Origin of the sequence: Nostoc sp. (assembly GCF_036917515.1) — a bacterium.
Lineage (GTDB): Bacteria > Cyanobacteriota > Cyanobacteriia > Cyanobacteriales > Nostocaceae > Nostoc.
Window position 1 is genome coordinate 66,528 of record NZ_JBALDE010000025.1, and the last position, 25,845, is coordinate 92,372.

The following is a 25,845-nucleotide window of genomic DNA, read 5'->3' on the forward strand; positions in this document are numbered from 1 at the left end:
CAAGAGTTGAGAACTAAGTATTGGCAGAAAGTCCAAAAAATCGACCCAAAAAACTTAGTATTTCTCGATGAAATGGGAGTTTTATTGGGGTTAGGGAGAACTCATGCCCGAAGTCTGCATGGAAGTATGTATGATTTTAAACATTTTATAGAGGAGCAAAGGTAACAGTAATTGGAGCAATTAGCTTAGAAAAAGTTTTGGCTGTAATAACTTTAAATGGTTCAATGGATGGAAACGCATTTAAAGTATTTGTGGAAAAATGCTTACTTCCTAAACTCTGGTCTGGTGCAGTAGTTGTGATCGATAATGTTCCGGCACATAAAGTGGAAGAAATCGAGCCTTTAATTCAAGGAGTAGGTGCAAGTATTCTTTACCAGTCACCCTATTCTCCTGATTTTAATCCCATTCAACACTGGTGGTCACAATTAAAAGCTTTTTTACGCTCCTTTTCTCCAACCACTGCAAAAATGGTTGATATTTTAATTGCAACTGCGCTCGATTTGATTAATCCCAAGCATTTAAAAAACTGGTTTACAAACTGCTGTTACTGTACCTCATTTACCTGCAATCTGCTGTAACTCCAATGATTTTTTATTTCCTTATCAATAATTTCTTGCATCCATTCCCAAAAACTCTGCCACTATTTCCATTGTTAAAACTTCGCTTTCCCTTAAGCTTGGAGCAAAACCTCGTCTCTTGATCGGGTAGGTATGTGTGATTTCAATCAACAAGTCGTCAACACAACGAAATACGGCAATGATAAACTCTTCAATAGAAAACATTTTTTCCTCATTTCAGTCACTGGTGACAATTTTCTCTCTCTAGATAAGGATTGTGGGAATTTTCTTTTCAATCGTTCATACATCAGCCTTGTGTAACGAAACAATAAGTTGCACATTGCGTTATTTATAGTCAGCAAACGGAAATTACTTAGTCAGCTTGAAGCATTGTAATATATGAGGTTGGGTTGAGCAACAGCTCAACCCAACCTACAATTTAAAATCGGATAATTTATTTTTTGGTAGTCCCTGAATCAGGTTGGCAAATAGCAACTCTATATTCAACCTGTATTTTCAATCAATTACACAAAACACTGTAATCTAATTAGTGCCCGGTTGGATTGGAACAACTGGTTGGGTTGGAACAACTGGTTGGGTTGGAACAACTGGTTGGTTTGGAAATGGGGTAGTCTCTAAACTTGGACTTGAACCCGCAGGAATTATTGTTGGCGGTGTAGACGAAGATGAAGCACCGATAACACTATCATCAGCACTGATACAAGTATCTAGCGCTAGAGTAGTGGGAAAGTCGATTTGACTACGCAAGCCAACCACACACTGGCCAAAGCGTACGGGTAACAAACTGCGTCCACAATAATCTAAAACTGTCAGATTAGCTTCTTCCTTAGTACTTAGGCTGACGCCAACTACACAGGTTGCTAACTCTTCAGGACGCCGAGCCTTCCCACAAGAAGAAAGCGCATCCGTTGCAGCAATTTGGGTTTCCTTATCAATTTTCACCACGCAAGCAGCCAAATCTTTTGGACGCAATGCTGCTGCACAACCTTCTGATACCGCTTCTGCTTTTACACCCACACTCAAAAGGCGACCAGCACAGACACTATAATCATTCCTGTAGGAGGCAGCAACAGCCACATTCGGCAAGATTGTTAAACATCCAGCTATAGCCAAAACTGGTAATGTTAAAATCCTGAAGGTGGAACTGCCTTGTTTGTTCTTAACTCTGCTAACCACTTTTTTGCTCATTGACATTGCCATTCTCCAAACACCCAAAGTTATGCTAACTCAAATATCCTAAAAATCCTCTGTAATCTAAGAATTTCAGAGGTTGTAAAGTATAGACATAATTAATTATGTCGAAAATTGTGTTAATATAGCTGTTTGAAAGATAAGTAGGCAACGTAAAAAGTATTTCAGAGTAAGAATACTGCGTAAACCAATTTGATAATTGAGTAGCCTACGAAACTAAATAAACACAAAAAACTTATTGGCAGTAGTACGGCGGGGCACGTCGGAATTCAGGCTTGGAAGCTAGTGTGTCGGCTCAACCGACTTAAAGCAACTGGCGTAAAGGAGATGCCTCTACATTGGTAGGATACGTCATACCAAGGCAAGTACCTTCAAAAAACCAAGAATCCGCTGATTTATCATCAGTAGAATGTCAAAATGGAATGTTTGGGTAAAGTTTAAATAGGATTAGATTAAGGAAACTCATGTCCCGATATAGAGGGCCCCGCCTCAGAATTGTCCGCCGCTTGGGCGACTTACCAGGATTAACTCGTAAAAGTGCCAGACGCGCTTACCCACCTGGGCAGCATGGTCAAAATCGCAAGAAGCGCTCTGAATATGCTATCCGTCTAGAGGAAAAGCAAAAGCTCCGCTTCAACTACGGTTTGACTGAAAAGCAATTGCTGCGCTATGTGCGGAAAGCCAGACGTGTTACTGGTTCTACCGGACAAGTGCTGCTACAATTGCTAGAAATGCGCTTGGATAATACCGTTTTCCGCTTGGGTATAGCCCCGACTATCCCAGCAGCTCGTCAACTGGTAAATCACGGTCACGTAACTGTTAACGGTCGTGTGGTAAATATTGCTAGCTACCAATGCCGTCCTGGTGAAGTAATTGCAGTCAGGGATCGGGCACAATCACGGAAGTTGGTAGAAGCTAACTTGCAATATCCTGGTTTGGCAAACCTCCCTAGTCATTTGGAGTTTGACAAAAATAAGTTGGTTGGTAAAGTCAACGGCGTTATTGAACGGGAATGGGTGGCACTACAAGTTAACGAACTACTTGTGGTGGAATACTACTCACGACAAGCGTAATAATCATTTGTCCTTAGTTATTTGCAAAGGCCAAGTCCCAAAGTGTGACCAGAAGAAACGAAACCTCTGCTCACACTTTTTAATTGAGAATAATTAGTATAGGGGTCTGTGTTTAAGCACACCCCTTATTTTTCCTTTGAGGTTGGCTATTTAGTGTAAAGATATCACTGTAGAACCATCTATTACTTTCACATTTTGACCACAGGATAAATTGTGTGTTGGTACTTTCTCTTCTATATTTTGTGCAAAGAAGTTAAATTTTTTTAAAAATACATACTTCTGGCAATATTGACCAAAACAGACTCATGATACAAGCCCCTAAATTTATTTATGGAGATAAGAATTTTGAATTTTGAATTTTGAATTCCCTGTTTGCATAGCGTCTCGCAGAGAAGGGGTTGGCCGCCGTGCTTGGCAATATGCACTCGTATTAGTTGAAGAATTTCTACTTCTTGCCCTACCAACTATCCAATTAATTTTCAGTATTGAATCAAAGCCACAATTTTATGGAGAATTATCAGCTTCAGGAAGAACAATTGTAATCCATATTCAGGAGCAGTTGCTAATATCCGGTCAATTACTTCTTGAGTTATGGGTAACGGTGGAACTAACAAATTTTCTTTAGTTCCGACTTGTGCAAAAAACTTTTCTATTCCACCTAGAGTAGCCAAAATCAGCATTTTGGCTGATATAGAACCAATATTTTCAAAACTATGGAGTTGGGCTTTGGGAGAATGCAAGAATGTCCCGGGAGTTGCTACAACTGTTTGTTTATCAAGATAAAACTCAATCGAACCCTCTTGAATATTGAAAGCGATCGCTCAAATTATTTCTTTATTTCTAGTGCTTGCTGACTCTATTGCACTACAATATCATTTTGGGACAATGGATCGATAACACCATCAGTAGGCAGAGATTTAATAAGAGATTTAATAAAAGCTATTACCTTTTTTGTCCAAAGTCCAAATTTTTAGCAAGAACCTTTTTCACCAATTCTCAATCAATCCTAGCGTAGGCGTACCACTTCGTGGAAGCAAGCTACGCGCAGCGTCTGGTAGAAAAGCCCGCCGCAGGCATGTTCCTCTCCCTGTCGAGTTGAGCAAATCCATAATTTGACAGCCCATACAGGAAGAGAGTTTTAGCCTTTGATTCAGTATGACCAATGACTATCCGCCAATTTGCGACATCGTGCGGGTGTATACACCCTTATTACCAGAATCGCGTGCTTTAAAGTTAATTTCTGGCTTGATTGCTAGTAAACGCCTCACTTGCTCTTGTAGTTGAGCAGTACTAGTGCCAGAACGCAAAGCAGTTTTCAAGTCGAGTTGACCTGTTTCATTCAATAAACACGGACGCAGCCAACCATCAGCACTCAGGCGCATCCGGTTACAACGATCGCAAAAACATTCTGACATCTGACTAATAAATCCTAGTGTCCCCTTCGCACCGGGAATTTGAAAGACATCAGCAGGGCCAGCACCACGAACTTGAGATTCTGTCAAGCCCCAGCGATCGCGGATAGACTCTCGTAACTCGGCTGATGATACCCAACCGCGATCGCCAAATAAATGCACATTGCCAATGGGCATAAATTCAATAAATCGAACGTGCCACTGTTTATCGATTGTCAGGGCAGCTAAATCTAAAACTTCGTGGTCGTTAACGCCAGGAATCACCACTACATTCAGCTTCAGGGGGTCGAATCCGGCTTGATGGGCAGCTTGAATCCCATGCCAAACTTGTTGCCAACGAGAACGCCCCTGATTACCAATAATTTGCTCAAAAATGTCGGGATCGAGAGAGTCAAGACTAATATTAATTCGTCGCAGACCAGCATTGTAGAGGTTTTGTGCCATCGGAGCCAGCAAAAACCCGTTAGTGGTCATTGAGAGGTCTTGAGTTTGGGGTAAAGTTGCGATCGCCCTTACCAAATCCACCACACGCGGACGCAATAAGGGTTCACCCCCAGTCAACCGAAATCGGCTAAAGCCTACTGGAATAAATACCTCTTGAATTAAGGTGAGCAATTCCTCATCAGTTAACAGTTGTTGCTTGAGAATATAATCCAGTTCTACTCCCTCTGGCATACAGTACTGACAACGAAAATTGCAGCGATCAATTAAGCTAATGCGGAGGTAGTCTACCTGGTTCATCGTTTTATTTTTATTGTCTCTGATTAATTAAAGACTTTACAAAGGTGGTTTACCCCTTCTTACTATCTTTGTTGTAACTCAAAATACCGTACTCCCCCTTAAGTGAGAGTCCACAGATTATGGCATAATAAGCCGATCGCATCCACTAGTTAGTCATCAATCGTGCAAGACACCGACTCCATCAATGACCTTGCTGCTGCCTTACAACAGCCAGCCGATATCAGCTTTGAACTGCCCGATCCAGAAGATGAACAGATTCTAGAGTCAGATTTTCAACAGCAGCTAGAAATAGCCTGGCAGGTATGCGATCGCTTTGATTTGCAAACAGAAATCTGGCGGGGGCGAATTTTACGGGCGAGCCGCGACAGAGAAAAAGTGGGTGGTGACGGACGCGGTACTGGCTTTCTGCGATGGCTAAAAGAGCGGGAAATCAGCAAAAGTCAAGCATACTCCTGGATACAATTGGCGAATAGTGCTGATACTCTGATTGAAGACGGTAAACTTGACCCCGGATCTGTGAACAACTTCAGCAAACGGGCATTTGTCGAAACCTCTAAAGCAGTCCCAGAAGTGCAACAGATGGTGAGTGAAGCTGCCCAAAAAGGCGATCGCATCACTAGGCGGGAAGTGCGTCAACTCAATGATGAATGGACAGCTATGTCCTCAGATTTATTACCCGAAGCAGTCAAAGAAAAAGCAGCAGATAACACCCTTCCCCCGCGCTACATCGCTCCACTAGTGAAGGAAATGGAAAAACTGCCAGAATCGCATCAAAAGTTTATCCAAAAGGAAATAGCTGCCAATCCTGATGTGGATACCCTAAAACAGGTAACTAGCGAAGCGCGTAACTTGGCGAAATATCTTAAAGGGGCGGCTCAAGTTCAGGCGCTAACACAGGAAGATGTTGACATTGAAACAGCCTTAGAAGAAGCCCAAAGGGTCGGCTGTTTGAGCATTGCTGCTGACTTGGTAAATCAAGCATCGCAAATTGAACAAACGATCGCTAAACTTTACATGACTTGGAAACGGATCGGTAATTTAGCTGATCGATTATATGTAGATACTGGTGCAAGTACACCCAACTTGCGATCGCTCCTCACTTGCTTGGAACCTCTGGGTGGTGAAATCATGGAATTGCAACTTAGTGGTGCGACTGAACACACTGTCCGTTTGCAAATTCAGGAGACGAATTAGAGAATAGGCAATATCGCATTTGCTATTTCGGCGAACACATTTGTTACTTTGGCGAACGCATTTGTTACTTTGGCGAACTCATTTGTTATTTCAGGGTACGCAATTTATCCTTCTTCTGTCACTTTCTGGAAGGGCGATTGCTAGAAGCCCTATGAGGCAATCAATACAAGCTATACTATTAGAAAAAAATTGCTCTTGTATTTGTTATTAAGAAATAATCGCGCAATCGCTTGCTATACAAAAGCTTTAGAATTCAGAAATGGTAAAAGTTTTCGGAGAGTGACAGAACAGGGTTATAGCAAGCGAATCAAAGGTTAGGACATATTGAAAGCCTGGATGTTAGGAATAATAATGTTTTACCTCCTGTCTTCTGCCTCCTGCTATACCTTTCAGTTTTTGGAATTGCTGAGAGTAAGGCACGGAGAGCGTTGTTAACAGCTTCTGATGTTTTGAATATCTCAGCGACATCAGCATTGAGAGTAACTGTCAAAGGAGCTTTTTCTTGCTGACTAGCAAAACGGTTGGGCAAGGCTTTGCGATAGTCAAAGTTATACTCTGGAAGCAAGTCATCATCTGAGTTATTGCAGAATTCAGAAGCCTGTGAATTCTTCATAATCTCATTGCATCATGATTTGTGGAAAGCAGAGCGATCGCAACAAGAGCAGCAATTGCGTAGGCGTAGCCAACCGTAGGCATCACGCATGACTGCAAAGTTACGAAAGAAATATCGCCATATCTCAAATTTTAATGAGCAGCGCAAGATGTAGTGGTGAGCGAGGAATTATGGGGCGATTCAGTGGGTACTTGAGCAACCAGAACTACACTTCCATTGTCATCCCTTACCCAGCCTTGGGCTTCTACAATTTGAGTAGGTTCATTGACAGAATTAACTTTCTGTGATTTTTCTTCTGTGTTTCGCTTTGCCTGAACAACGGCTCTTTTCTGAATACCGCCAACACGATTCTGACTCTCTGGCTTGAGTGTGATCCAATCTGCCAGCACTGCATCATCAGCTATCAATGGCTCTGTGGGATCGGCTACTAGTCCTCCACGTCCAGTGGTAATAAATGAACTTCTGGCTATTTTTCCACCAGAACTACAACTAGCAACAATTTGCTGCGAAGCATCAACCAGATTTACGGGTAGTTCTACTAATCCTTTATTGGGGTCAGCATCTGGTGAGTTAATTTGTACAGTGCCATTTAATGAAGGGTTTTGCTGAGAAAATGCGGTGATATCACTTGTTTCCAGGTTCTTCGGGTTTGTTTCGCCTGTTGGATCAAGCCTTTCTACGTCTGCACCTGTGCGAGGCACAAAACCAAAGAGGTTCTTAGCAGTGATTGTGATTTTACCACCAGAGCCAGAGAAGCCGTTGGCGGTGATATCGTTGTTTCCGAAGGGAGTGGCGACGAGGAAGCCATTAGGTGCTTTGATGGTGATATTACCGCCAGTTTTATCACCCCCTCCATTAGTGGATATTTGACTATTACGGCGCATCAGTAATAAGTCCCGCACCTGTAGAATAATATCACCACCTTCACCTGACTTACTATTAGATGTGAGTTTTCCTTGGTTGTCCAACAGTATGGAGCGAGCGGTTATATTCAGTTCACCTGCTTTTCCTAAAACGGGAACGGGTACTTCGTATGTTACACCTTCTCGAACTTCACTGCTTACAGTTATAGCCCCATTGCGAACAATCAATTGCCCCGTTGTGATATCCAAATTTCCAGCAGATCCAGAACCTTTAGTCGAAGCTACCAATCCGGTGGTCAAAGAGGGATTTGTTGAAGTTCTTGTTATCTCTAGTGACTCAGTAGCCCTGACAGTTATATTTCCTCCGTTTCCTGTGGCTGGTTTATACATTATACGAGAAGGACGGATTCCACTAGACTCTGCTGATATTAGGCCCCCATCCTGGATACGCAACCTTTTAGTTGTGATCGTAAGGTCACCTGCATTTCCTTCGCCAAAAGTTGCACTTACCAATGAACTAGGTAGAGTAAGAGGAGTCAGTTGGGTAATGGAACTACCAATCAAGTCCACAGACTCGGAGGCGTTTACGTTTAAATTTCCCCCTTTACCCGTGCCACTAGTAGAAGTCAGCACTTGTGCGCCATCCGAAACAATAAACTTGCTGGCGGTAATGTTTAAGTCTTCACCTTTTGTGTTACCTTTAGTCTGACTTATCAAGCGCACAAGAGAACCAACTAGTTCCACGGAATTTCCCCATAGCTGGATACTACCACCACTCTCACCGCTAGCATCTACCTGAGATGGAATCTGAGAATTTCGCAGGATGAATCGAATGTTCTGGAAATTCTGGACACCTTCATATCCCAATATCCAACTTTGATCCTTTGGCTTCAAGCTGACCAGACTATTGCCAGCAACACTTCCTAGCTCTATTTGTCCTGAAGTTGCAGTTAAATTTCCGCCCTCCAATGTGATCTCACCGCCCACTAATGCCAAGGTTTTACCTGGCTTCACTTGTAAACCAACAGGTTGGTTGAAGATATTAGTTGTTTTGCCATCTGGATTCTTTGCTTGGGATTGATTACGGATGGGAGACGCAGTTGCTCCGAATTGTAAACCAATGGGAACACTTACTGTCAGTAGGGGTGTAGTTTGAGGATCTGTGGCACTAAACTTGATCCCATCAGCAAAGTTCAGGCTACTCGCCGTACTTGCTACAAATGAACCACCGATTTGTAAAGAAGCATTGGGCCCAAAAACAATGCCATTAGGATTAATCAGAAACAGGTTAGCTTTGTATTGGGCTTTAATGATGCCTTCAATATCAGAAAGAGAGGGTCCCGTTACGCGGCTAATAATGTTCTGAACACTATCAGCATTATTAAACTCAGCCGTGGCTCCATCACGTACAGAAAACTCTTTAAAACTGTGGAACAAATTGCTTCCTGCTTGGATTCCACCTTCAATAATTGTGGTACTCCCTTGTGTTTTCACATTAGTAGGTAGAGTACCATCCGGGCTGACTTGAGCAATAGCACTATTTGCCGAGAAACTGATTGCACCAATTATTGCAAATCTTAGCCATTGAAACCAGAACGAAATATTAATCATACTTGATATTGCATTTCTCTAAAAAACTATCGGTTACTCAATAACGATGATCCTGTACTTAATATTAATTAGAATACATTGAAACAAGTAATCTGCATTTTGTTCTTTAACCAAGACTGAGAACTTTTCTATTCGTAAACAAGACATAATAGGAACACAATAATTTTGTGTTCCTAAAAATTTGTGTTCCAATGTAATTGAAAACAGAATATACAATGAGTACAATATTTTTACCAAATATTGAGTGGGCTAGATCGAACTCAGTAACAAGTGTTTTGTTATTTACCAAAATTCATATCAATTTAAGGCTTATTCACAACAACCACAACAAGGACACCAGTCGCAATCTAATTTCACAATATGATTACCTGGAATTAGTAAACTTTTATTACTAGAGTTTTCCGTGTTTTTTATTTGTATTTGACTTAAGTCGATACTGCACTCAAGTTTCAGAACTTTTTCTCCTGATATACCATACTTTTCGAGCACTGTCTCGAAGTTAGCATTCATTAGGCTCTGACTTAATTCATTCTTAATTTCGTCTTGTAACTGCTGTAATGTTTGAGAATTCATAAATTTTGCTCTCCTTGCAAAGTGATAAATGTGTAAACTTATTTTGTGATGTACTAAATTAACGTGAGTTTGATTAGTACAGTTTGGCAACGAAGGAATCAAGAATGCAGAGTTTAGAGTGATACGAAACCATTAGGTTTCTAACGCTCTTGTGAACTCTGATAATTATGAATTCAGCTTGACTAGTTATAATTACGTATTGTGTTACAAAACTTCATATATTTCTGCCAGATTTGTTTAAAGCATTCATGAATCTGGCTACTCACCATTGATTACTCAAGAAAATTGAGTAATTGATATCTCCTCAAGTCTCACACTCTGCTTACGGTTTAAATAAATCCAGAAGCTTTATTAAGGCGATCGCTTATATGCCCCATGCCCAATCTCCAAAATCTTAAATATTTTGCTCATTAACCGTGCCACTATAGAAAATAGAGCTGCAAATTGAGCAATAGGAAGACTAAAGAACACTGTGCAGATAACATTCTTAGGGACGAGTTCCGGTGTACCCACGCGATCGCGCAATGTTTCCAGTGTCGCTCTGAGATTACCCCAAAGGGCAGAACTGTGGTTATTCGACTGTGGCGAAGGTACTCAGCATCAAATTATGCGGAGTGAACTGAAAATCAGTCAAGTCTCCCGAATTTTTATCACCCACATGCACGGCGACCACATCTTTGGCTTGATGGGACTTCTTGCTACTTGCGGCTTGGCTGGTAATGTGCAACGAATTGATATCTATGGTCCACCGGGATTAAATGATTACATTCAATCCGCCTCACGTTATTCTTACACCCACTTTTCTTACCCAATCAAAGTTCACACCATCCGTCCAGGGATAATTTATGAAGACGATGACTTCACTGTTAGCTGCGGTAATTTGCATCATCGGATTACAGCTTTCGGCTACCGCGTAGCCGAAAAAGACCGAGCCGGACGTTTTGATGTGGAAAAAGCCAAGGCGTTACAAATTCCTCCTGGTCGGGTTTACGGTCAACTCAAACGCGGTGAAACTGTTACCCTTACGGACGGACGAGTGATTGATGGCACCCAATTGTGCGGCCCTACAGAAATTGGTCGAAAAATTGCCTATTGTACAGACACAATTTATTGTGATGGTGCAGTGGAATTAGCTCGTGATGTTGATGTATTAATTCACGAAGCAACTTTTGCCCATCAAGATGCAGATATGGCTTTCCAGCGGTTGCATTCCACAACCACAATGGCAGCGCAAACAGCTTTAGCTGCTGGAGCGCATCGACTAATTATGAGTCATTTCAGTCCCCGCTATGCCCCTGGAAATACTTTGGAGTTGAAGGATCTCCTCAAAGAAGCTCGTGCTATTTTTCCCTGTACTGATATGGCTTACGATTTTATGATTCATGAAGTACCCAGACGGCGAGAAGTGGAGTTAACCAAGGTAGGTGTTTAATTTTGGACTTCGGCTACGCTCAGTCGAACGATTTTAGATTTTAGATTTCTATTAAACGCTTCTAATCTAAAATCTAAAATTAACCAGGCTCTATCTTAGATTTGAATAGTCTCAATTATAATATCAAGCAAATAAACAGTAGTTCAGTTTTCCGGGTAAGTCAACTATTTAACCAACAATTTACGGTTGACTAGATATATCAATAATGTACAAATATTATGGTTTAAATATTTTTCTCAGTGTATTTTATCTTGTAAGTTATAAAAAAAACACAAAATTCATCTAGTGCTATAAATTATATAATTTTATACTTAAATACTTAGAAAGAATAATTAATTTTTTGTCAAGATTTTTCTGCTTTAAATAAAATATTTATTAGAAATTTATCCTTTCAACACTGATTAAGAATTTCTATGGATGAATTGATGAACATGAAAGCGCCAGTTTGCATAATGTTATGCCAAATTTGCTTGTCATTGTTGGAAGAAGAATAAAGTATGCGATCGTAGCTATTAAGTGTAAAAAATCATTTCATATTTCTCATAAATCTTCCAAATAAATATAGTGTTTCGATATTAGAGGAGTTTAATAGTGGCTAAGATTAGTCTGAATCAAAAGCAACAAGTTACTACTTCAGCACAAGGCGCAGTTGACATTAGACAACTATCTACTATTTTGCTTCGCCGACGCTTTTTGATCTTTGGGGTTTCCTGTGTAGTTATGTCAGCTGCTAGCCTCTTGGCCGTCATTGCTAAACCTACTTACCAGAGTAATATGCAGATATTGGTGAATTCCAATTTATCTGAAGGGGCACAGTCAAATACTCAAGTTTATGATTCAAATTCTCAAATTGTTGATTCCACTACTCAGATGAAACTCATGCTGAGTTCTAAGCTGCTTCAGAAAGCTGTAGATTTACTTCATTCTGATTATCCTGATATTACCTTACAAGATATCAATAGTCAAAAAGAACATAATAAAAAAGCACTTTTAGAAGTAACTCCAGAAGCGGGAGGTATAGGGACAAATAAAGTTTTTAATCAGACATTTAAAGTTTCTTTTAATGCTCAAGATCCAGTAAAAGCACAAAAAGTACTTCAAGCTCTACAGAAAGTCTATCAAAACTACAACAAACAGCAGCAAAAAGAACGTCTGAATCAGGGATTAGCTTTTGTAAACACTCGCCTACCTGAGATAAAAAAAGAGGTGAGTAAAGCTGAGAAAAACTTAGAACAGTTTCGCAAAAAACATAAATTACTCGATCCCGAAGTCCAAAGTAAAATTCTGCTAGAATCTCTAGCCGATATTCAACAACAGTTACAAACCACTCGTGCCAACCTTCAAGATGTAAATGCTCGCTACAGTAATCTAGAGCAACTAATAGCGTCTTCGTCCCAGCAGAATACACTAATTTCTTCTCAATTAAATCAGTCAAGCCGCTATCAAGCATTATTAAGTGAAATTCAAAAAACTGAACTGGCTTTGGCTAAAGAGCGGCTGCGCTATACAGATGATTACCCATCGGTACAAAAATTAAAACAGCAACGCCAAAGTCAACTCTCCTTATTACGAGAAGAGGTTAAAACTATTACTAACAGCAGTAAAGATAAACCTTTATCAAAAGGACAAATGCTAGGAGTTGATCCAACGCTTGTAGATGAGTTTGTTTTAGTACAGACAAGTGTTTTAGGACTGACTGCTAATGAAAAGAATCTCATCGAGTCAGAACAGCAACTACGCTCTGAGCTAAACAAATACCCAAGTTTAATAGCAGAGTATAATCGTCTGCTACCAAAGGTACAAAGTAGTCGCAAAAACCTTGAACAACTACTCCAGGCACAACAGTCATTAGGACTAAAAATTGCTCAAGAAGGATATAACTGGCAAGTTTTGGCAGAACCTTCTCCCGGTACTTATATAGGTAACAACAGATTATTACTCTTGCTTGGAGGAGCGGTAATTGGGCCAATTTTAGGTATCTTAGTAGCCCTAATTTTAGAAAAGTTTAATGACGCTATTTATTGTGTCGGAGATTTAAAGAAACTGACAAACATACGTGTATTGGGATCGGTACCAAAATTACCATCAATTAGTGTCAAAAAACGGCGGCTTGCCCTGCCTTGGAATGGTCAAAGAAGCTCAAAATATTCTGTAATAGAAGCAAGTAATAAATTGCCTGTCCATGAAACTTTGGACATGATCTATCAAAATATTCAAATATTAAAATATCCTTTACCGTTCAAGTCGCTGATGTTTACTTCAGCACTATCAGGGGAAGGGAAGACAACCTTAGTGTTAGGTCTTGTAGCTAGTGCTACCCGGATGCATCGACGGGTATTAGTAATTGATGCTAACCTACATAATCCTAGCTTGCATAAAATCCTGGAACTATCCAATGACTGGGGACTATCTCTGTTATTAATTGATGAGACAACTACTGATTTTCAAGATTATATCCAGCCGATTCACCCCTCCATTGATATTTTGACTGCTGGCCCAGAACCAGAAGATACAGTGAAGTTGCTCAGTTCTCAACGGATGAAAGAACTAATAGAGGTGTTTGAGCAAAGTTATGACCTAGTACTAATAGATGCTCCATCTATTTTAGGCACGGTTGATGCCAGGATTGTGGCATCTTTTTGCAGTGGTATTGTAATGGTAGAGCGTATGGGAAAAGTAACTCGACCTGAACTGACTCAAGCAACAGAAATTTTGAGTAAGTTGAATTTAATTGGAATTATCGCTAATGAAGTGAGCAATTCTCAAAAGGTATTGGCATCGTAAATCGGAGAATAAAAGTTTCTCTTTCACAGCAGTCAGATTTAGACGATTCACTTTCCCAAGTTTTGATTTCTACCTTATATTTAAAGCAAAATGCATAATAAGTAGGAGGTGGCAACCTCCAGCGTTGGAGAACTGTCTCATCTTAAAGTAGTAGACGCCATAATCCAGAGCGTTAATTAGATACTAGTGTGATTAGATGATCGGTATGAAATTCCAACTTTACTTAGGCTCTTTATTTTCTCAGATTAAAATACGTTATTGGTGGGTAAGTGTTTTTTTGTGGATGGCTTTGGTTGCCCCAGCCCAAGCATCTGTAATCCTACGTGTGGCAATTGAGAGGGGCGTTAATCAGGTAAAAGTGGGTAGTTCCACTACTGGGATCGTTAAGGATAGTACTGGCCGGACTCTTGGAGAGTTGCCAGCAATGAGTGCATATTATGCTCAAGCCGTTCCTGGCGGAATTGCTTTAGATAAGTGGCAATCTGGTTTATTTTGGATTGAGCCAACTGGCAAAGGATTTGTTTATATTGGCGATCGCTGGTATCGGGGCAGAACTCTAGTTGTCCCCACAGACAAAGGCTTAACGGCTGTTAATTGGGTTGACGATCAAGAATATCTCTACAGCGTTCTTGGTGGCGAAATGGATGCTAGCTGGCCCCAAGAAGCTTTAAAAGCCCAAGCGATCGCAGCCCGCACTTATGCCCTCTACGAACGGGAAAAACAACGAAATAATCCCGTTTACGATTTAGGTAATACGCCTGATCGCTGGCAAATCTATAAAGGTGTCATCAGTGAATCTCCTGCTACTTACACCGCAGTGGATTCTACTCTAGGGCAAGTACTAACTTACAAAAACCGGATTATTCTCTCAGTCTTCCACGCTTGTTCTGGGGGACACACCGAAAACGTAGAAGATGTTTGGGGAAGCAGCGAACCTTATCTACGTGCTGTTCAAGACTACGATCAAAATATCCGCGAGTGTAATTGGGTGAAAACCTTCTCACCCAGTGAAATTAGCGCTAAATTTATTGAGGTGGGCAGTGTGACGGCGATGATTCCAGAAACATACTCACCTTTTGGCAGTGTTAAAGTTTTAAAAATTGTCGGCAACAAGGGCACGAAGGTGCTACAGGGCGAACAAGTGCGAACAGCCCTCAAGTTAAAAAGTACCCGCTTTACCGTCACCAAAGGAGGCGATGGTAGTTTTGTACTGCAAGGACTTGGCTACGGTCATGCTTTAGGCATGAGTCAGTGGGGGGCGTACAATTTGGCTCGGCAAGGAGTAAACCATCTGCAAATTTTGGGACATTATTATCAAGGTGTAGCTCTAACACCGATTCAGGCGAAGTAATTGGGGATTGGGCATTGGGCATAGAGAACAGACAAGGGAGAGACTTGTTCAATAATTCCCCCTTGTCCCCCTGCCCCTCTGCTCCCTATTCTCCAGTCCCACGTTCTAAGCGCCGTTGCCATTCAGCATCAATTTTTGCAGAACGTTCAACTTCTTGGTCGAGTAAGTCAGTTTCACTAGAATACACTAAATCTTCTTTGCCAATGACTTTTTCTGTTGCAAATTGTTGGGCATAGTTGATTTTTTGTTGCAAAAGTGCATCAGGACTTGCCAATAGCCTTGCTCTGGAAAGGCGATCGCGGTTGCGATCGCCTATTTTGCGATTACGCCACTGAATCCAGAAATAACGTAATAACGGTATGCCTAAAAAACCTGCTCCGTAAGCTAATAGCAGCCAATAAATTCCTTGTACAAAAGCTACCAGTCCACCTAATTGGACGGCAACAGTTCCATCTCTCAATAAACTTCCCAGTACTAAAGCACCAATAAAATTTAGTATTCCTAACCCAGCACTCAGCATAATTTGCCCAGAATTTGCAGCGCTAAAACGCCAGGGAAATTCCTCTAAACGATCTGATATTGCATGACGGCGCTTTTTAACTGCGCTCACCTGCAACTCTGGGAAGTAATAAACAATTTGCCCTTCTGGACTTACCCCCGGTTGCCCATTAAACCGCGTTAGAACGGGCAACATATAATCTTCGTACTCTCTTGTGTATCCCTCACCAATGTCATCCAAATATGGGGTAATTTGTTCTGCTACCACTGCACCACGGTTACTCCGAATCACCGTAGCAATTTCTTGCCAGCGACGTTCTTCTAAGTTGGCGTTAGGATTACCATCGCCAAATAAAAACGAAAACACAGCTTCAAAGAAATTTAGATTGCTTTCTTCTGGCCTTTCACGTCTTTGTTCCTGGTAGTGGGTGTCATAATTTGGGCTAAGATACCAAAATAAATTTGGAAAATAGAAGAACCCCCCACCGCCGGAATTACTGCCCCGATTGTCGCCGTCACGGTCTGAATTAGCAGCAGTAATGATCACGAAGATGGTAATAGTTATCAGGGCGATGGAAACAGTTAAGAAAATTCCAAAAGAAATGCGAATCAGATAAAACAGAACACTCCAGACTTTTTTACACCATTCCTGCAATCGTAACCGGAAGTATTTATTACGCAAAATTGCTCGAAAATTTTGTGGATAAAGGTAAACTATATCACCTGAATCTGCTACCTGTAAATGTCCGCCAGCATCAGATGCCAGGGCTAACAAGCTTTGATTAGCTTCAGCGACGTTCAATCCTGCCTGAGTTGCCACATCACCAACAGTGACACGGTAGCCCAGTTGTTCCACAGCTTGCATGATGGTGGGACTGGGAGCCATTGCTCTCCCCTCCTGTTGAAAATTATTTCCTTTTCTTAAGTATAAAGTTTTATTTTGAGAGACTTGGTAAAAGTGGTAAAAGTAGGAATAACAATTAAATCATTAAAAAAGATAATAAATCAGATATTAACACACTGATACTAAAGCCAATAAACCAATAAATGACCAAAGACGCAACATGTTATAATTGTTTTCCTCAGCTTGGTTAACCAGCAAACTTTCTGCTCAAATATGGTTCAATACACTCTCGCTCAAAGCCCAGAAATTATCCTTACTGTTTCTGGAAAAGATTCAGCCAAAGCCCGTGATAAAGCAATGGATCAACTGATGGAACTGATGGATGCAGGTAAGCTACCCACGGAACTTGAAGAAGGATTTGGCCCTCAACAATTAATTGAGGTTAAAGAGTCAACTATTGAAACTGCTAATGGTGAGGATACCATTACACAAGCTGTTCAGGTTCTGAGTAACCTGGCTACGCTCAAGCTGAAAGTTCAGGAGTCACGATCTGAAGCGTTGGAAATTCGCAAAACTGTTGATATTCTGTTCACCGATGAGTCGGTGACTGAAGAAGAAATTACTCGACTCAAGGAAGGTTTTAAAGTTCTCAAAAATTTTGCCCAAGCTAATGTACGCTACCAAGAAGCGCGAGCTAAAGCAGAATTAGCTCGACAGACTCTAGATCAAGCTCTCAAATCGCCTGACAAGTAACATCTACAGGATTAGATGCATTGAGACACATCTGAAAAATGCAATTAAATACTTTAAAAGACAGGCATGATGCCTGTCTTTATTTTAACTGGGGCGCTAGGATTCGAACCCAGGGATGGCGAGACCAAAACCCGCTGCCTTACCACTTGGCGACGCCCCAATAATTTGACTATGATTAGTATAACACTTAGTCTTAGGTTAATGTCAAGTACTTTAATAGTTGATTTCAGATAATGGTTTTTTACAGCAGGACATTGATTGGTGGGAATCTTTGCACTTTGATTCTTTCATCACTTTGAGGTGAACCTTTGAATCTTCGTGCTTCAGACATAAAATTCTTTCCTTAGCATCTAAAATCTGGTTCCCTTGATGCTAAACGCTTTAGAGTCAGTCTCACTTATTTCTTTTTCTTTAGTCCCCAGTCTCGTGAAGGAAGACTGCTGCAATCCGACTTGATGATAGTAGTTGTTTAGTAGCCAGCCATATAAAGAGTGGAATAGTCTTCGCATAGCGGCCGCAAAGTCGGCGTGGTTCTTGAATCCATCGATATAGCCATTCAAGTCCTAAGTCTCGAACTATGCGGGGTGCCCGCTTATGAATTCCGGCATAAACTGGGAAAACTCCACCCAGCCCAATCATTACAGCTTGTATTTTGCCCTTATGTTGAGCTATCCAATTTTCTTGTTTGGGACATCCCAGAGAAACTAAAACAGCGCTAGCACCACTAGAATTAATCTTTTGAACTAAGGCTTCGTCTTCAATTTCGGTTAGAGGACGGAAAGGTAAAGGTTCCATCGCCGCAATCTTTATCTGCGGAAATTCCTTCTCTAACCTGTTTTGTATCCTAGACAGAATTTCTGTTTGGGAACCTACAAAGAAAATGCTCAGATTTTGTGTTTGAGTTAGCTGACACAATGCGAGAAAAATATCCATCCCTGCTACACGGTCTTGGTAAAGCGCTCCCATTTTTCGCATCATCCATACTAGAGGCATACCATCAGGAGTAACTATATCTGCATTTCGCAATATGGTGGCAAACTCTGGATTCCAATGGGCTTCAATAAGCATGTGTACATTGGCTACATATACAGTTTTGCTCTCACGCCTACTCGCCCACTTCAGTATTGTTTGTATCTGCTCGTCAAACCGTAAAGCAGTAATAGGAAAATCAAGCACTTTTTTAGTAGGTAGAAGCACTCTCGCCACCATCAATAACTCCTGTATCCAAGAAAACAATTCATAGATTACCTAGACCAATCCAAATTATTTAATATTCAGATTGGATGACTCCTGACTTTTTGTCGGCTTGTGTCATTGTTGGAAGTTAACACATGGAGGTGCAATTGCCTTTTTAGTATACTTTTGGCTTAATCGGTAATACTAGAATTATTTGCTGCTGTGTCTTAGCTTACTGTTTTATGTTAAGGATTTTAGACACTCCTTGACAAAATTCATACTTCCTTCATAATTAATTTTTGGTTAGTTCATCTAAGCATTATAATTGCGATAAATTCCTAGATAAATGATGTATATAAAGTAGTATATAGTACTTAACTCCTTAAGTAGGAAAGTAAAATGCTAGCCACTAAGTCTGCCAATTTTATACGTAAATATGCGCTTAAGAGGTTAAATGAAAATTAGTATATTTTAAAGAACAGCTAATAACTGTTGATATGATTTACAAATTTATTACAGATTTAATTTAGTCTCTCTATTAATGAAAAATCTCTAAATTTTATTTTTTTCTGAAATAAAATCCCAATAAATAAGGGAAAGATAAATTTATCTTTCCCTGCTCTCTGGTTTTTATTATTGTGTGACTTGTTACTTTCTTTAAGTTTTTGGCGTAACATTTGCCTTTGTTTTTTCAGTTGACGCTTCCTAGCAGAACCGCCTTTTCCTTTATCATTTCTGCCTTCTTTACGGGGAGATTCCCATCTTTTCAGGCGCATAAATTTTAACCTTTTTAGCAACTTGTTTGGTAGTGGGCAGGAGGAGAATCGAACTCCTATGACCGTAAGGCCGCCACATTTTGAGTGTGGTGCGTCTACCAATTCCGCCACCCGCCCTTATATCTAAGTCTTAACTAGTATACTCTAAATTAAGATATTTTGTAACAAGTCTGAAAATTATTTCTCAAAGTTTTGCTGGAATAACAGTTTTAAGAATCTCCAGCTTAGAGGCGTGGCAGGTTCAATAAACTAGGGTCAATATCCTGTATTTTTGCACAGCCACTAAGGGCCATTCCTACATTTAACTCATCTTGCAGCAGTGAGATGATATGAGATACACCGATCTGTCCTGCTACCGCTAGTCCCCACAATATGGGTCGTCCGATCAGTACTGCTTTTGCTCCTAATGCCAGAGCTTTGAGAATGTCTGTGCCTCTACGAATGCCTCCATCCAACACCACTTCTACTTTACCATCCACTGCGGCTACTATTTCAGTGAGGGCATCTAAAGAAGCGATCGCCCCATCGAGTTGTCTGCCACCATGATTGGAAACAACAATTGCTTTGGCTCCATATTCTACAGCCCGTACAGCATCATCTGGGCGTAAAACTCCTTTGATGACTAAAGGTAGCCCAGATAAAGACTGTAACCATTCCAAATCGTCCCAAGTAACTGCTGGGCTTAGCTGTTGGGCAAAGTAGGTAAATAACCCCGATTCTCTTTTTTCATGGGAAATATCTAGCCCTGAGATGCTCGCAAGATTAGCCAGATGTAAGTCTTGGGGTAAGGCAAACTCATTACGTCTATCTCTCTCGCGCTGTCCAAGAACGGGTGCATCTACAGTTAGACAAAGTGCTTTGTAGCCTGCTTTATCAGCTTTTTCTACCAAAGCACGAGTTAATCCTCGATCTTTATGGATGTAAAGCTGGAACCATCGTAGAGAATCTGGAAACTGATTACATGCAGTCGCCACTTCTTCAATGCTCTTTGTTGCCATTGTACTTAACACCATACCCACACCAGCCGATGCAGCAGCTAGGGCTGTGGCAACTTCTCCGTCTGGATGGGCTAGACATTGAAAAGCCATCGGTGCAATTAACAAAGGTAGTTGCAGGGGTTGTCCTAAAATCGAGGTACTTAGATTGCGATCGCTCACATCGACTAATATCCGAGGTCGCAGCTTGACTCGCTCAAAAGCAGCACGATTATCTCGCAATGTGATTTCGTCCCAAGCACCACTGCTGTAGTAATCAAGTGTTGTTTGAGACAGGTGTTTTTTTGCTAGCTTTTCATACTCGAAAAGGTTAATGGGTTGAAAGCGATCGTCTGTGGATAAGTCGGTAGACATAATTAAATCTAAGATAAAACTTTTGTTCGTAGTCAGCGATTTATCGCTCTGCATAAGATTTTAAATGGCTAATACCGCAAGGTGGAAGTCAAAAATCACTGATTCAAAAGTCAAAAGTTTTATAGAATAAGCTCTAAAGAGCTTTTCAATGGTCTACTTATTTACGCCGTGCTTTACTAGAGCCGCTGACTACGATTATTCCTTGTCAAGGCTTTCAAATGGATTTTTAGCATAGTTGTATTTATTTTTACTTACTTGGTTAGCGATCACTCAACTGTATTTATGTACTGAGGTGTTGCTCAAACAGCATGAAAATTACTTCCAAAAAAAGACCTCTGCTTTGCGCCAGAGGTCTTTCCGTTTCAGAACGTTGTAAAATTCATAAGCAACGTAAAACGCTGATATGGTTAATTTAGTGGCTTCTGTGCCATGAACGCAAAAATAACAACCCAATTGCCAATTCCATACTGACTATTATTACTCCTATACCGAAAATGCGTAGGCGCAGCCCGCCGCAGGCATCGCCAACATTTAGGTATAAACCTAGAAATCTCATCCTGCGACCAAAACTTCATCTTATCCAAGGTTTTAGGAGAACTTTTCCCAGGATTGGGCAACTAATTGGCTTAACCAACGGCGTTGTTGCTGATCCAACAGTGAATCGTCTGCTAACAACTGAGCAGTCAATTCTTCCAAAGATTGACCCTGAGCGCGGACAATTTTAATTACTCCAGCGATTGCACTGGCAACTAGTTCTTCGTCAATTGGCTGTTGTCGCAGAGCAATAATTTCTTGGGGACTGTCTGGAATGGGATAATTCATGGCGTGGGTTTACAGAAATACAAAATGAACAATAACTTTGACAAACTCTTAAAATTTCTTCACTGAATCTTTACGAAACTAATAGGGCGGAGTGTACCTTACTTTATGTCTTAAGAAAATCTGTCTTAGTGAGTAAATTGAGAGGAGATGTCAGGAAAAAATGAAAGAAATACTTTATTTAGAAGTTCCAACTCCAGATATAGAATCTGTGCGTAGTTGGTTACAAACAGATTTTGAACCTGGAAATGGAGAAAAAGAGCTTACTTCGGAAGGCTTTTGCCTTAGAATAGCTAGTACTACTACACCTGCTGGAGTGGCTCCTTCCGAAAACTTGCCTACAGAACTTTCAGTATTTGTCTGGTCGGTGCAACGAACTACCTATCTGAAAGTGTTTCGCTGGTCAGAACAACCCTTTCCCAATGAAAGACAAATTCTGCAACGCTTGACCAAGGAAATTAGAAGCAGTTTTTTGCATCATTACCCAGAACCGCCAGCAATTGATTTATCCCAGCAATCAATATTTGCCGCACTAAGCTCTACTTATCCCCTTACCGTCAAGTATTTTCAGAAAATGCCTAACGGTGAATATGACCTAACTCGTGCCTATTGGTGGGAACAACGATGGCGCGAAGGGGTGCAAAATCCGCAGCAGCCGCGTCAAGTGGTGTTTTCGCAAGAGAGCAGGGGAGCAGGGGAGCAGGGGAGCAGGGGAGAAATAAACAATGCCCCATGTCTTAAGCCCCATGCCCAGTACGACATCATTTACATTGGCGGCGCATTAGGCGTAATCCATGCAGCAGTAATGGCAAAACTGGGATATAAAGTCTTGCTGGTGGAACGAATGCGCTTTGGGCGGATGAACCGAGAATGGAATATTTCCCGTGACGAAATTCAAAGCTTGCTTAACTTGGGTTTAGTCACCCCCGCTGAGTTAGAAACAATCATTGCCAGGGAATACAAAGACGGATTTAATAAGTTTTTTGATGCTAATAATCCACCCAAACTGCGATCGCCCGTCCTCCACACACCCACAGTCCTAAATTTAGGCTTGGATTCCGAAAAATGGCTTCAAATGTGTGGGCAAAAACTGCAAGCAGCAGGCGGTGAAATTTGGGATGAAACAGAGTTTATCCGTGCAGATATTGACACATCACAGGTAGTTTTGCAAGTCAAGCATTTGCCTAGTCAGATTGAAAAGCAAGTAAGTGGACGACTGCTAATAGATGCAATGGGAACTGCATCCCCCATCGCTTGGCAATTAAACGGTGGTCGTGCCTTTGATAGTGTCTGTCCAACAGTAGGAGCGGCAATTGAAAGCGGATTTGAGCCGGGAGTATGGGATTCTCAATATGGGGACGTTCTTTACAGTCATGGGGATATTTCGCGGGGAAGGCAGTTGATTTGGGAATTGTTTCCCGCAGCTGATGATGAACTGACGATTTATTTATTTCATTACCACGAAGTCAATGCTGAAAATCCTGGTTCCTTGCTGGAGATGTACGAAGACTTTTTCACGATTTTGCCAGAGTATCGCAGGTGCGATATGGACAAATTGGTGTGGAAGAAGCCGACATTTGGATATATACCAGGGCATTTTAGTGTGGGAAGTCGCGATCGCACAGTTGCCTTTGATCGATTAATTGCGATCGGTGATGCTGCATCACTTCAATCTCCCCTCGTTTTCACAGGTTTTGGTTCCTTAGTTCGCAACTTAGAGCGCTTAACAACGCTGTTGGATACTGCTCTCAAACATGACTTGTTGAGTTTCCGCCACTTAAACAAAATTCGTGCCTATCAAACCAACGTTTCCGTGACTTGGCTCTTTTCCAAAGGCATGATGGTACCCACAGGTAAATTTTTACCGCCGCAACGAATTAACGCCATGCTCAATACCTTTTTTGGGCTGTTAGCAGACGAACCGCCAGAGGTGGCAGATAACTTTATCAAAGATCGGTGTGATTGGTTGACCTTTAACCGTTTAGCACTGAAAGCCGCTAGGAAAAATCCTGCCTTGCTTTTATGGATTTGGGAACTTGCTGGCCCTAGAGATTTAGTGCGATGGCTTGGTAGTTATTTCAACTTCGGTCGTCATGCCCTGGTTAGTGCTTTACTAAGTCCCTGGTTTTTGCGCTTCTTGAACCGAGTAGGTTTTTGGCTAGAACCCCGGAATCCAGGCTTGTGGCTGTGGTTATTGGCGATTAATTATGCGATCGCCACAGGCAAACCGCGATCGCCCAGCCAGGTAGCAAAAACCAACCCAGAAGCCATAATTCCAAAGTCAGAAGCAAGGATTCTGAATTAGTCATTGGTCATTAGTTTTAGACAAATGACAAATGACAACTAACTATTGACTCTTGGGGCGAAAATTCGGCAGTTCTACAGATGCCAACGACTTACGCCCCTTGGGTGGACGCTGGGGATAAACTACTGGTGAAGGTGAATTATCATCATTAGTGTTATCACCTAATGACTCTGAGGACAAATTACTTGCTGACAATTGTGAAACTTCTGACCAGTAGTCTTCAGTTTCTCTGACTGGCGTTTCAGTGTGAGATGGAGTGGAGGAAATCAGTAAGTCATTAGCTGGTGAAACCACAGAATCCGTCGTCCAATAAGTAGAGATAGTTGCAGGAGGATTAATTTCTGCTTCCAAATGTTCCTCCTGTGGATTTTCTAGTTCCTCATCGTCTTCTAACATTGTTGCTAAAGTCTCCCAAATCGGGGCATCACTAACATCCGTTTTACCAGCAGGTGGTGGTGATGTAGATGCAGCCCGGGAGGTGAAAAACATTTGGATTAAACTATCTAATTGCTGATCTAAATTTGATGAACCCGAAGGTGAAACCGCTTCAGTTGTATCTGGAGAATCATTAACTTCTGGAGATGGCGGGGGTTGTGTTGGTGTTGGCGTGTCTTTTTTAACTGTCCAGTTCCAAGGAGATGATGGCGGTGTCGCAGAAGCTTCATTTCTTTGGAATGGAATTGGTGCTGAAGGTTCACCCCAAGAATTATCTAGACTGTTACTCAAGGATTCTTCTGCTGACCAAGGTTGAATTGGCTGGGCGTTAGGAAACAAAGACCGAGCTTTTCTAGAAAATCTTCCTTGGCTACTAGTTATGTCTTTAGGATGTTTTGCAGCATCTTCTAAGGAGTCATAGTTAGGAACCGATGTATCTAGACATTTTTCCAAAGCTGCTTTGAATTGCAACGTCTGGCGTTGTTGTCGCATCAGTCTTGTACGTAGCTCCCGACAAACATTTTCTGACTGCAATAACTGCTGAGATTGTTCGTTGTTATTAGTGTGTAGTAACGTACATTCTCGCTCTAACTGGGCAAGGCGTTGTTGGCTAATTTGTAGCTGTGCTTTATAAGTATCAGTGAAAATTTCCTGACGTTGAACAGTTTGTACAGCAGTTTCTAATTGTTGAAATAAAGATTTTATCTGTTCTTGAGCCGCAGCTAGTTCCTGAGTGTGTTGGTTGAGCATCGACTCACTAACGCTAGAACGCGTTTTTTGCCATTGTAAAACCTTTTCTGACTCAGCTAGGTTGTCTTTTAGCTGCTCCACTTGTTCATACAATTTATTGTTAGCCGCACGTAATTCTTCGTTCAATGCCAGCAATTTCTGAAATTCCGAGTCAATAAGTGCTTGTTTGCCGCTTTCAGGCTCTGCAACCCAGTCCTGCTGGGTAGTATCTTGTAAAAATTGTGTATCTTCAGCTGGCATGAGGAGTGGCAGTTTTTTAACTGTCATATTGTCATTAGGCACAACTGAGTAAAAAGGACAACTCGCCTGCTCTGATTGTGGCGAATTAGCATAATTTAGGGATTCCATCACAGCCCCCTTGTTTGAGGTGTCAGCTTCATTCATCACTCTTGACTCACCTGCTTAAAAATATTCAGCAGTGCTGGCATTAGCATTGCTTATCAACTGTGTATAATCAGGGTTTGCTCTAGAAGCTAAGTTTAATTCTCTCCAAGCACCAGCAATTAATTATCAATTGGTGTTCCCCATTTTGTATCTAGACTGATGCCGTTATAACACTATGATGCTCTGCCCCGTCAAGAAGAGGTAGAAAAAGAACTCTGGCAGCCTTCGAGGATAGGCGAGAAAGAGGAGAAACCCGATACATTAAAAATAAAACTGTATTGGCTGGCTAATGAAGTTTTTTACATGAAAAAACTGCCTAAAATTATACTTTATTTTTTAT

19 protein-coding genes, 2 tRNA genes and 2 pseudogenes are annotated in these 25,845 nt (G+C 41.2%); 8 read left to right on the top strand and 15 right to left on the bottom strand.

Annotated elements, in window-relative coordinates:
* Positions 1 to 161: 161 nt before the first annotated feature.
* Positions 162 to 578 (top strand): annotated as a pseudogene (locus tag V7K89_RS03175) (transposase); the annotation flags it as partial.
* Positions 579 to 614: 36 nt separating this feature from the next.
* Here V7K89_RS03175 and V7K89_RS03180 read toward each other — a convergent pair.
* Together V7K89_RS03180 and V7K89_RS03185 are read right to left on the bottom strand one after the other, a co-directional pair.
* Positions 615 to 782 (bottom strand): annotated as a pseudogene (locus V7K89_RS03180) (IS982 family transposase); the annotation flags it as partial.
* A gap of 318 nt (positions 783 to 1,100) precedes the next feature.
* Positions 1,101 to 1,772, bottom strand: coding sequence for a hypothetical protein (locus tag V7K89_RS03185; protein ID WP_442941569.1), 672 nt, complete (start codon positions 1,770 to 1,772; stop codon positions 1,101 to 1,103).
* 461 nt (positions 1,773 to 2,233) lie between these two features.
* On the opposite strand from V7K89_RS03185, the gene rpsD reads away from it, so the two are divergent.
* Positions 2,234 to 2,842 carry a 30S ribosomal protein S4 gene (gene rpsD / locus V7K89_RS03190; RefSeq protein ID WP_335184294.1) on the top strand — a complete coding sequence of 203 codons (609 nt, stop codon included), beginning with the start codon at positions 2,234 to 2,236 and terminating at the stop codon, positions 2,840 to 2,842.
* 479 nt (positions 2,843 to 3,321) lie between these two features.
* On the opposite strand, the gene V7K89_RS03195 is transcribed toward rpsD, so the two are convergent.
* Positions 3,322 to 3,582 carry a hypothetical protein gene (locus tag V7K89_RS03195; protein WP_335184296.1) on the bottom strand — a complete coding sequence of 87 codons (261 nt, stop codon included), beginning with the start codon at positions 3,580 to 3,582 and terminating at the stop codon, positions 3,322 to 3,324.
* 426 nt (positions 3,583 to 4,008) lie between these two features.
* On the bottom strand, positions 4,009 to 4,995 hold the full coding sequence (gene moaA, locus V7K89_RS03200; RefSeq protein ID WP_335184297.1) for a GTP 3',8-cyclase MoaA: 987 nt from the start codon (positions 4,993 to 4,995) through the stop codon (positions 4,009 to 4,011).
* A gap of 162 nt (positions 4,996 to 5,157) precedes the next feature.
* On the opposite strand from moaA, the gene V7K89_RS03205 reads away from it, so the two are divergent.
* Positions 5,158 to 6,189 carry a hypothetical protein gene (locus V7K89_RS03205; protein ID WP_335184298.1) on the top strand — a complete coding sequence of 344 codons (1,032 nt, stop codon included), beginning with the start codon at positions 5,158 to 5,160 and terminating at the stop codon, positions 6,187 to 6,189.
* 307 nt (positions 6,190 to 6,496) lie between these two features.
* On the opposite strand, the gene V7K89_RS03210 is transcribed toward V7K89_RS03205, so the two are convergent.
* The 3 genes from V7K89_RS03210 to V7K89_RS03220 form a co-directional block, all read right to left on the bottom strand.
* On the bottom strand, positions 6,497 to 6,802 hold the full coding sequence (locus tag V7K89_RS03210) for a hypothetical protein (protein ID WP_335184300.1): 306 nt from the start codon (positions 6,800 to 6,802) through the stop codon (positions 6,497 to 6,499).
* Between the two features lie 131 nt (positions 6,803 to 6,933).
* Positions 6,934 to 9,276: a filamentous hemagglutinin N-terminal domain-containing protein gene (locus tag V7K89_RS03215; protein WP_335184301.1), complete on the bottom strand. Its 2,343-nt coding sequence runs from the start codon at positions 9,274 to 9,276 to the stop codon at positions 6,934 to 6,936.
* A 309-nt stretch (positions 9,277 to 9,585) separates the two neighbouring features.
* The gene (locus tag V7K89_RS03220; protein ID WP_335184302.1) at positions 9,586 to 9,849 is read right to left on the bottom strand and encodes a hypothetical protein; all 264 of its coding nucleotides are present in this window, start codon (positions 9,847 to 9,849) and stop codon (positions 9,586 to 9,588) included.
* Between the two features lie 472 nt (positions 9,850 to 10,321).
* On the opposite strand from V7K89_RS03220, the gene V7K89_RS03225 reads away from it, so the two are divergent.
* From V7K89_RS03225 to V7K89_RS03235, 3 genes are all read left to right on the top strand, one after another.
* Positions 10,322 to 11,281 carry a ribonuclease Z gene (locus V7K89_RS03225; RefSeq protein WP_335184303.1) on the top strand — a complete coding sequence of 320 codons (960 nt, stop codon included), beginning with the start codon at positions 10,322 to 10,324 and terminating at the stop codon, positions 11,279 to 11,281.
* A 591-nt stretch (positions 11,282 to 11,872) separates the two neighbouring features.
* Positions 11,873 to 14,065, top strand: coding sequence for a GumC family protein (locus V7K89_RS03230; protein WP_335184304.1), 2,193 nt, complete (start codon positions 11,873 to 11,875; stop codon positions 14,063 to 14,065).
* A gap of 205 nt (positions 14,066 to 14,270) precedes the next feature.
* Positions 14,271 to 15,416, top strand: coding sequence for a SpoIID/LytB domain-containing protein (locus V7K89_RS03235; RefSeq protein WP_335184305.1), 1,146 nt, complete (start codon positions 14,271 to 14,273; stop codon positions 15,414 to 15,416).
* Between the two features lie 85 nt (positions 15,417 to 15,501).
* Here the strand turns inward: V7K89_RS03235 and V7K89_RS03240 are convergent, their stop codons facing one another.
* Positions 15,502 to 16,800, bottom strand: a complete 1,299-nt coding sequence (locus V7K89_RS03240; protein ID WP_335184306.1) for a hypothetical protein — start codon at positions 16,798 to 16,800, stop codon at positions 15,502 to 15,504.
* Positions 16,801 to 17,031: 231 nt separating this feature from the next.
* Here V7K89_RS03240 and V7K89_RS03245 point away from each other — a divergent pair, with 231 nt between their 5' ends.
* Positions 17,032 to 17,511: a hypothetical protein gene (locus V7K89_RS03245; protein WP_335184307.1), complete on the top strand. Its 480-nt coding sequence runs from the start codon at positions 17,032 to 17,034 to the stop codon at positions 17,509 to 17,511.
* A gap of 88 nt (positions 17,512 to 17,599) precedes the next feature.
* On the opposite strand, the gene V7K89_RS03250 is transcribed toward V7K89_RS03245, so the two are convergent.
* The 6 genes from V7K89_RS03250 to V7K89_RS03275 all read right to left on the bottom strand — a co-directional run bounded on the left by V7K89_RS03250 (position 17,600) and on the right by V7K89_RS03275 (position 21,634).
* Positions 17,600 to 17,671 (bottom strand) — tRNA-Gln (locus tag V7K89_RS03250).
* 251 nt (positions 17,672 to 17,922) lie between these two features.
* A complete protein-coding gene (locus V7K89_RS03255; RefSeq protein WP_335184308.1) occupies positions 17,923 to 18,720 on the bottom strand; it encodes a WecB/TagA/CpsF family glycosyltransferase in 798 nt (265 codons plus the stop codon).
* Positions 18,721 to 19,208: 488 nt separating this feature from the next.
* On the bottom strand, positions 19,209 to 19,463 hold the full coding sequence (locus tag V7K89_RS03260; RefSeq protein WP_335184309.1) for a hypothetical protein: 255 nt from the start codon (positions 19,461 to 19,463) through the stop codon (positions 19,209 to 19,211).
* A gap of 33 nt (positions 19,464 to 19,496) precedes the next feature.
* A tRNA-Leu gene (locus V7K89_RS03265) sits at positions 19,497 to 19,580 on the bottom strand.
* Between the two features lie 107 nt (positions 19,581 to 19,687).
* On the bottom strand, positions 19,688 to 20,812 hold the full coding sequence (locus V7K89_RS03270) for an alpha-hydroxy acid oxidase (RefSeq protein ID WP_335184310.1): 1,125 nt from the start codon (positions 20,810 to 20,812) through the stop codon (positions 19,688 to 19,690).
* Between the two features lie 588 nt (positions 20,813 to 21,400).
* Complete coding sequence (locus V7K89_RS03275) at positions 21,401 to 21,634, bottom strand: hypothetical protein (RefSeq protein ID WP_335184311.1); 234 nt, start codon at positions 21,632 to 21,634, stop codon at positions 21,401 to 21,403.
* Positions 21,635 to 21,794: 160 nt separating this feature from the next.
* Here V7K89_RS03275 and V7K89_RS03280 point away from each other — a divergent pair, with 160 nt between their 5' ends.
* On the top strand, positions 21,795 to 23,936 hold the full coding sequence (locus V7K89_RS03280) for an NAD(P)/FAD-dependent oxidoreductase (RefSeq protein WP_335184312.1): 2,142 nt from the start codon (positions 21,795 to 21,797) through the stop codon (positions 23,934 to 23,936).
* Between the two features lie 42 nt (positions 23,937 to 23,978).
* Here V7K89_RS03280 and V7K89_RS03285 read toward each other — a convergent pair whose 3' ends face one another.
* Positions 23,979 to 25,505 carry a hypothetical protein gene (locus tag V7K89_RS03285; RefSeq protein WP_335184314.1) on the bottom strand — a complete coding sequence of 509 codons (1,527 nt, stop codon included), beginning with the start codon at positions 25,503 to 25,505 and terminating at the stop codon, positions 23,979 to 23,981.
* Positions 25,506 to 25,845 lie beyond the last annotated feature (340 nt).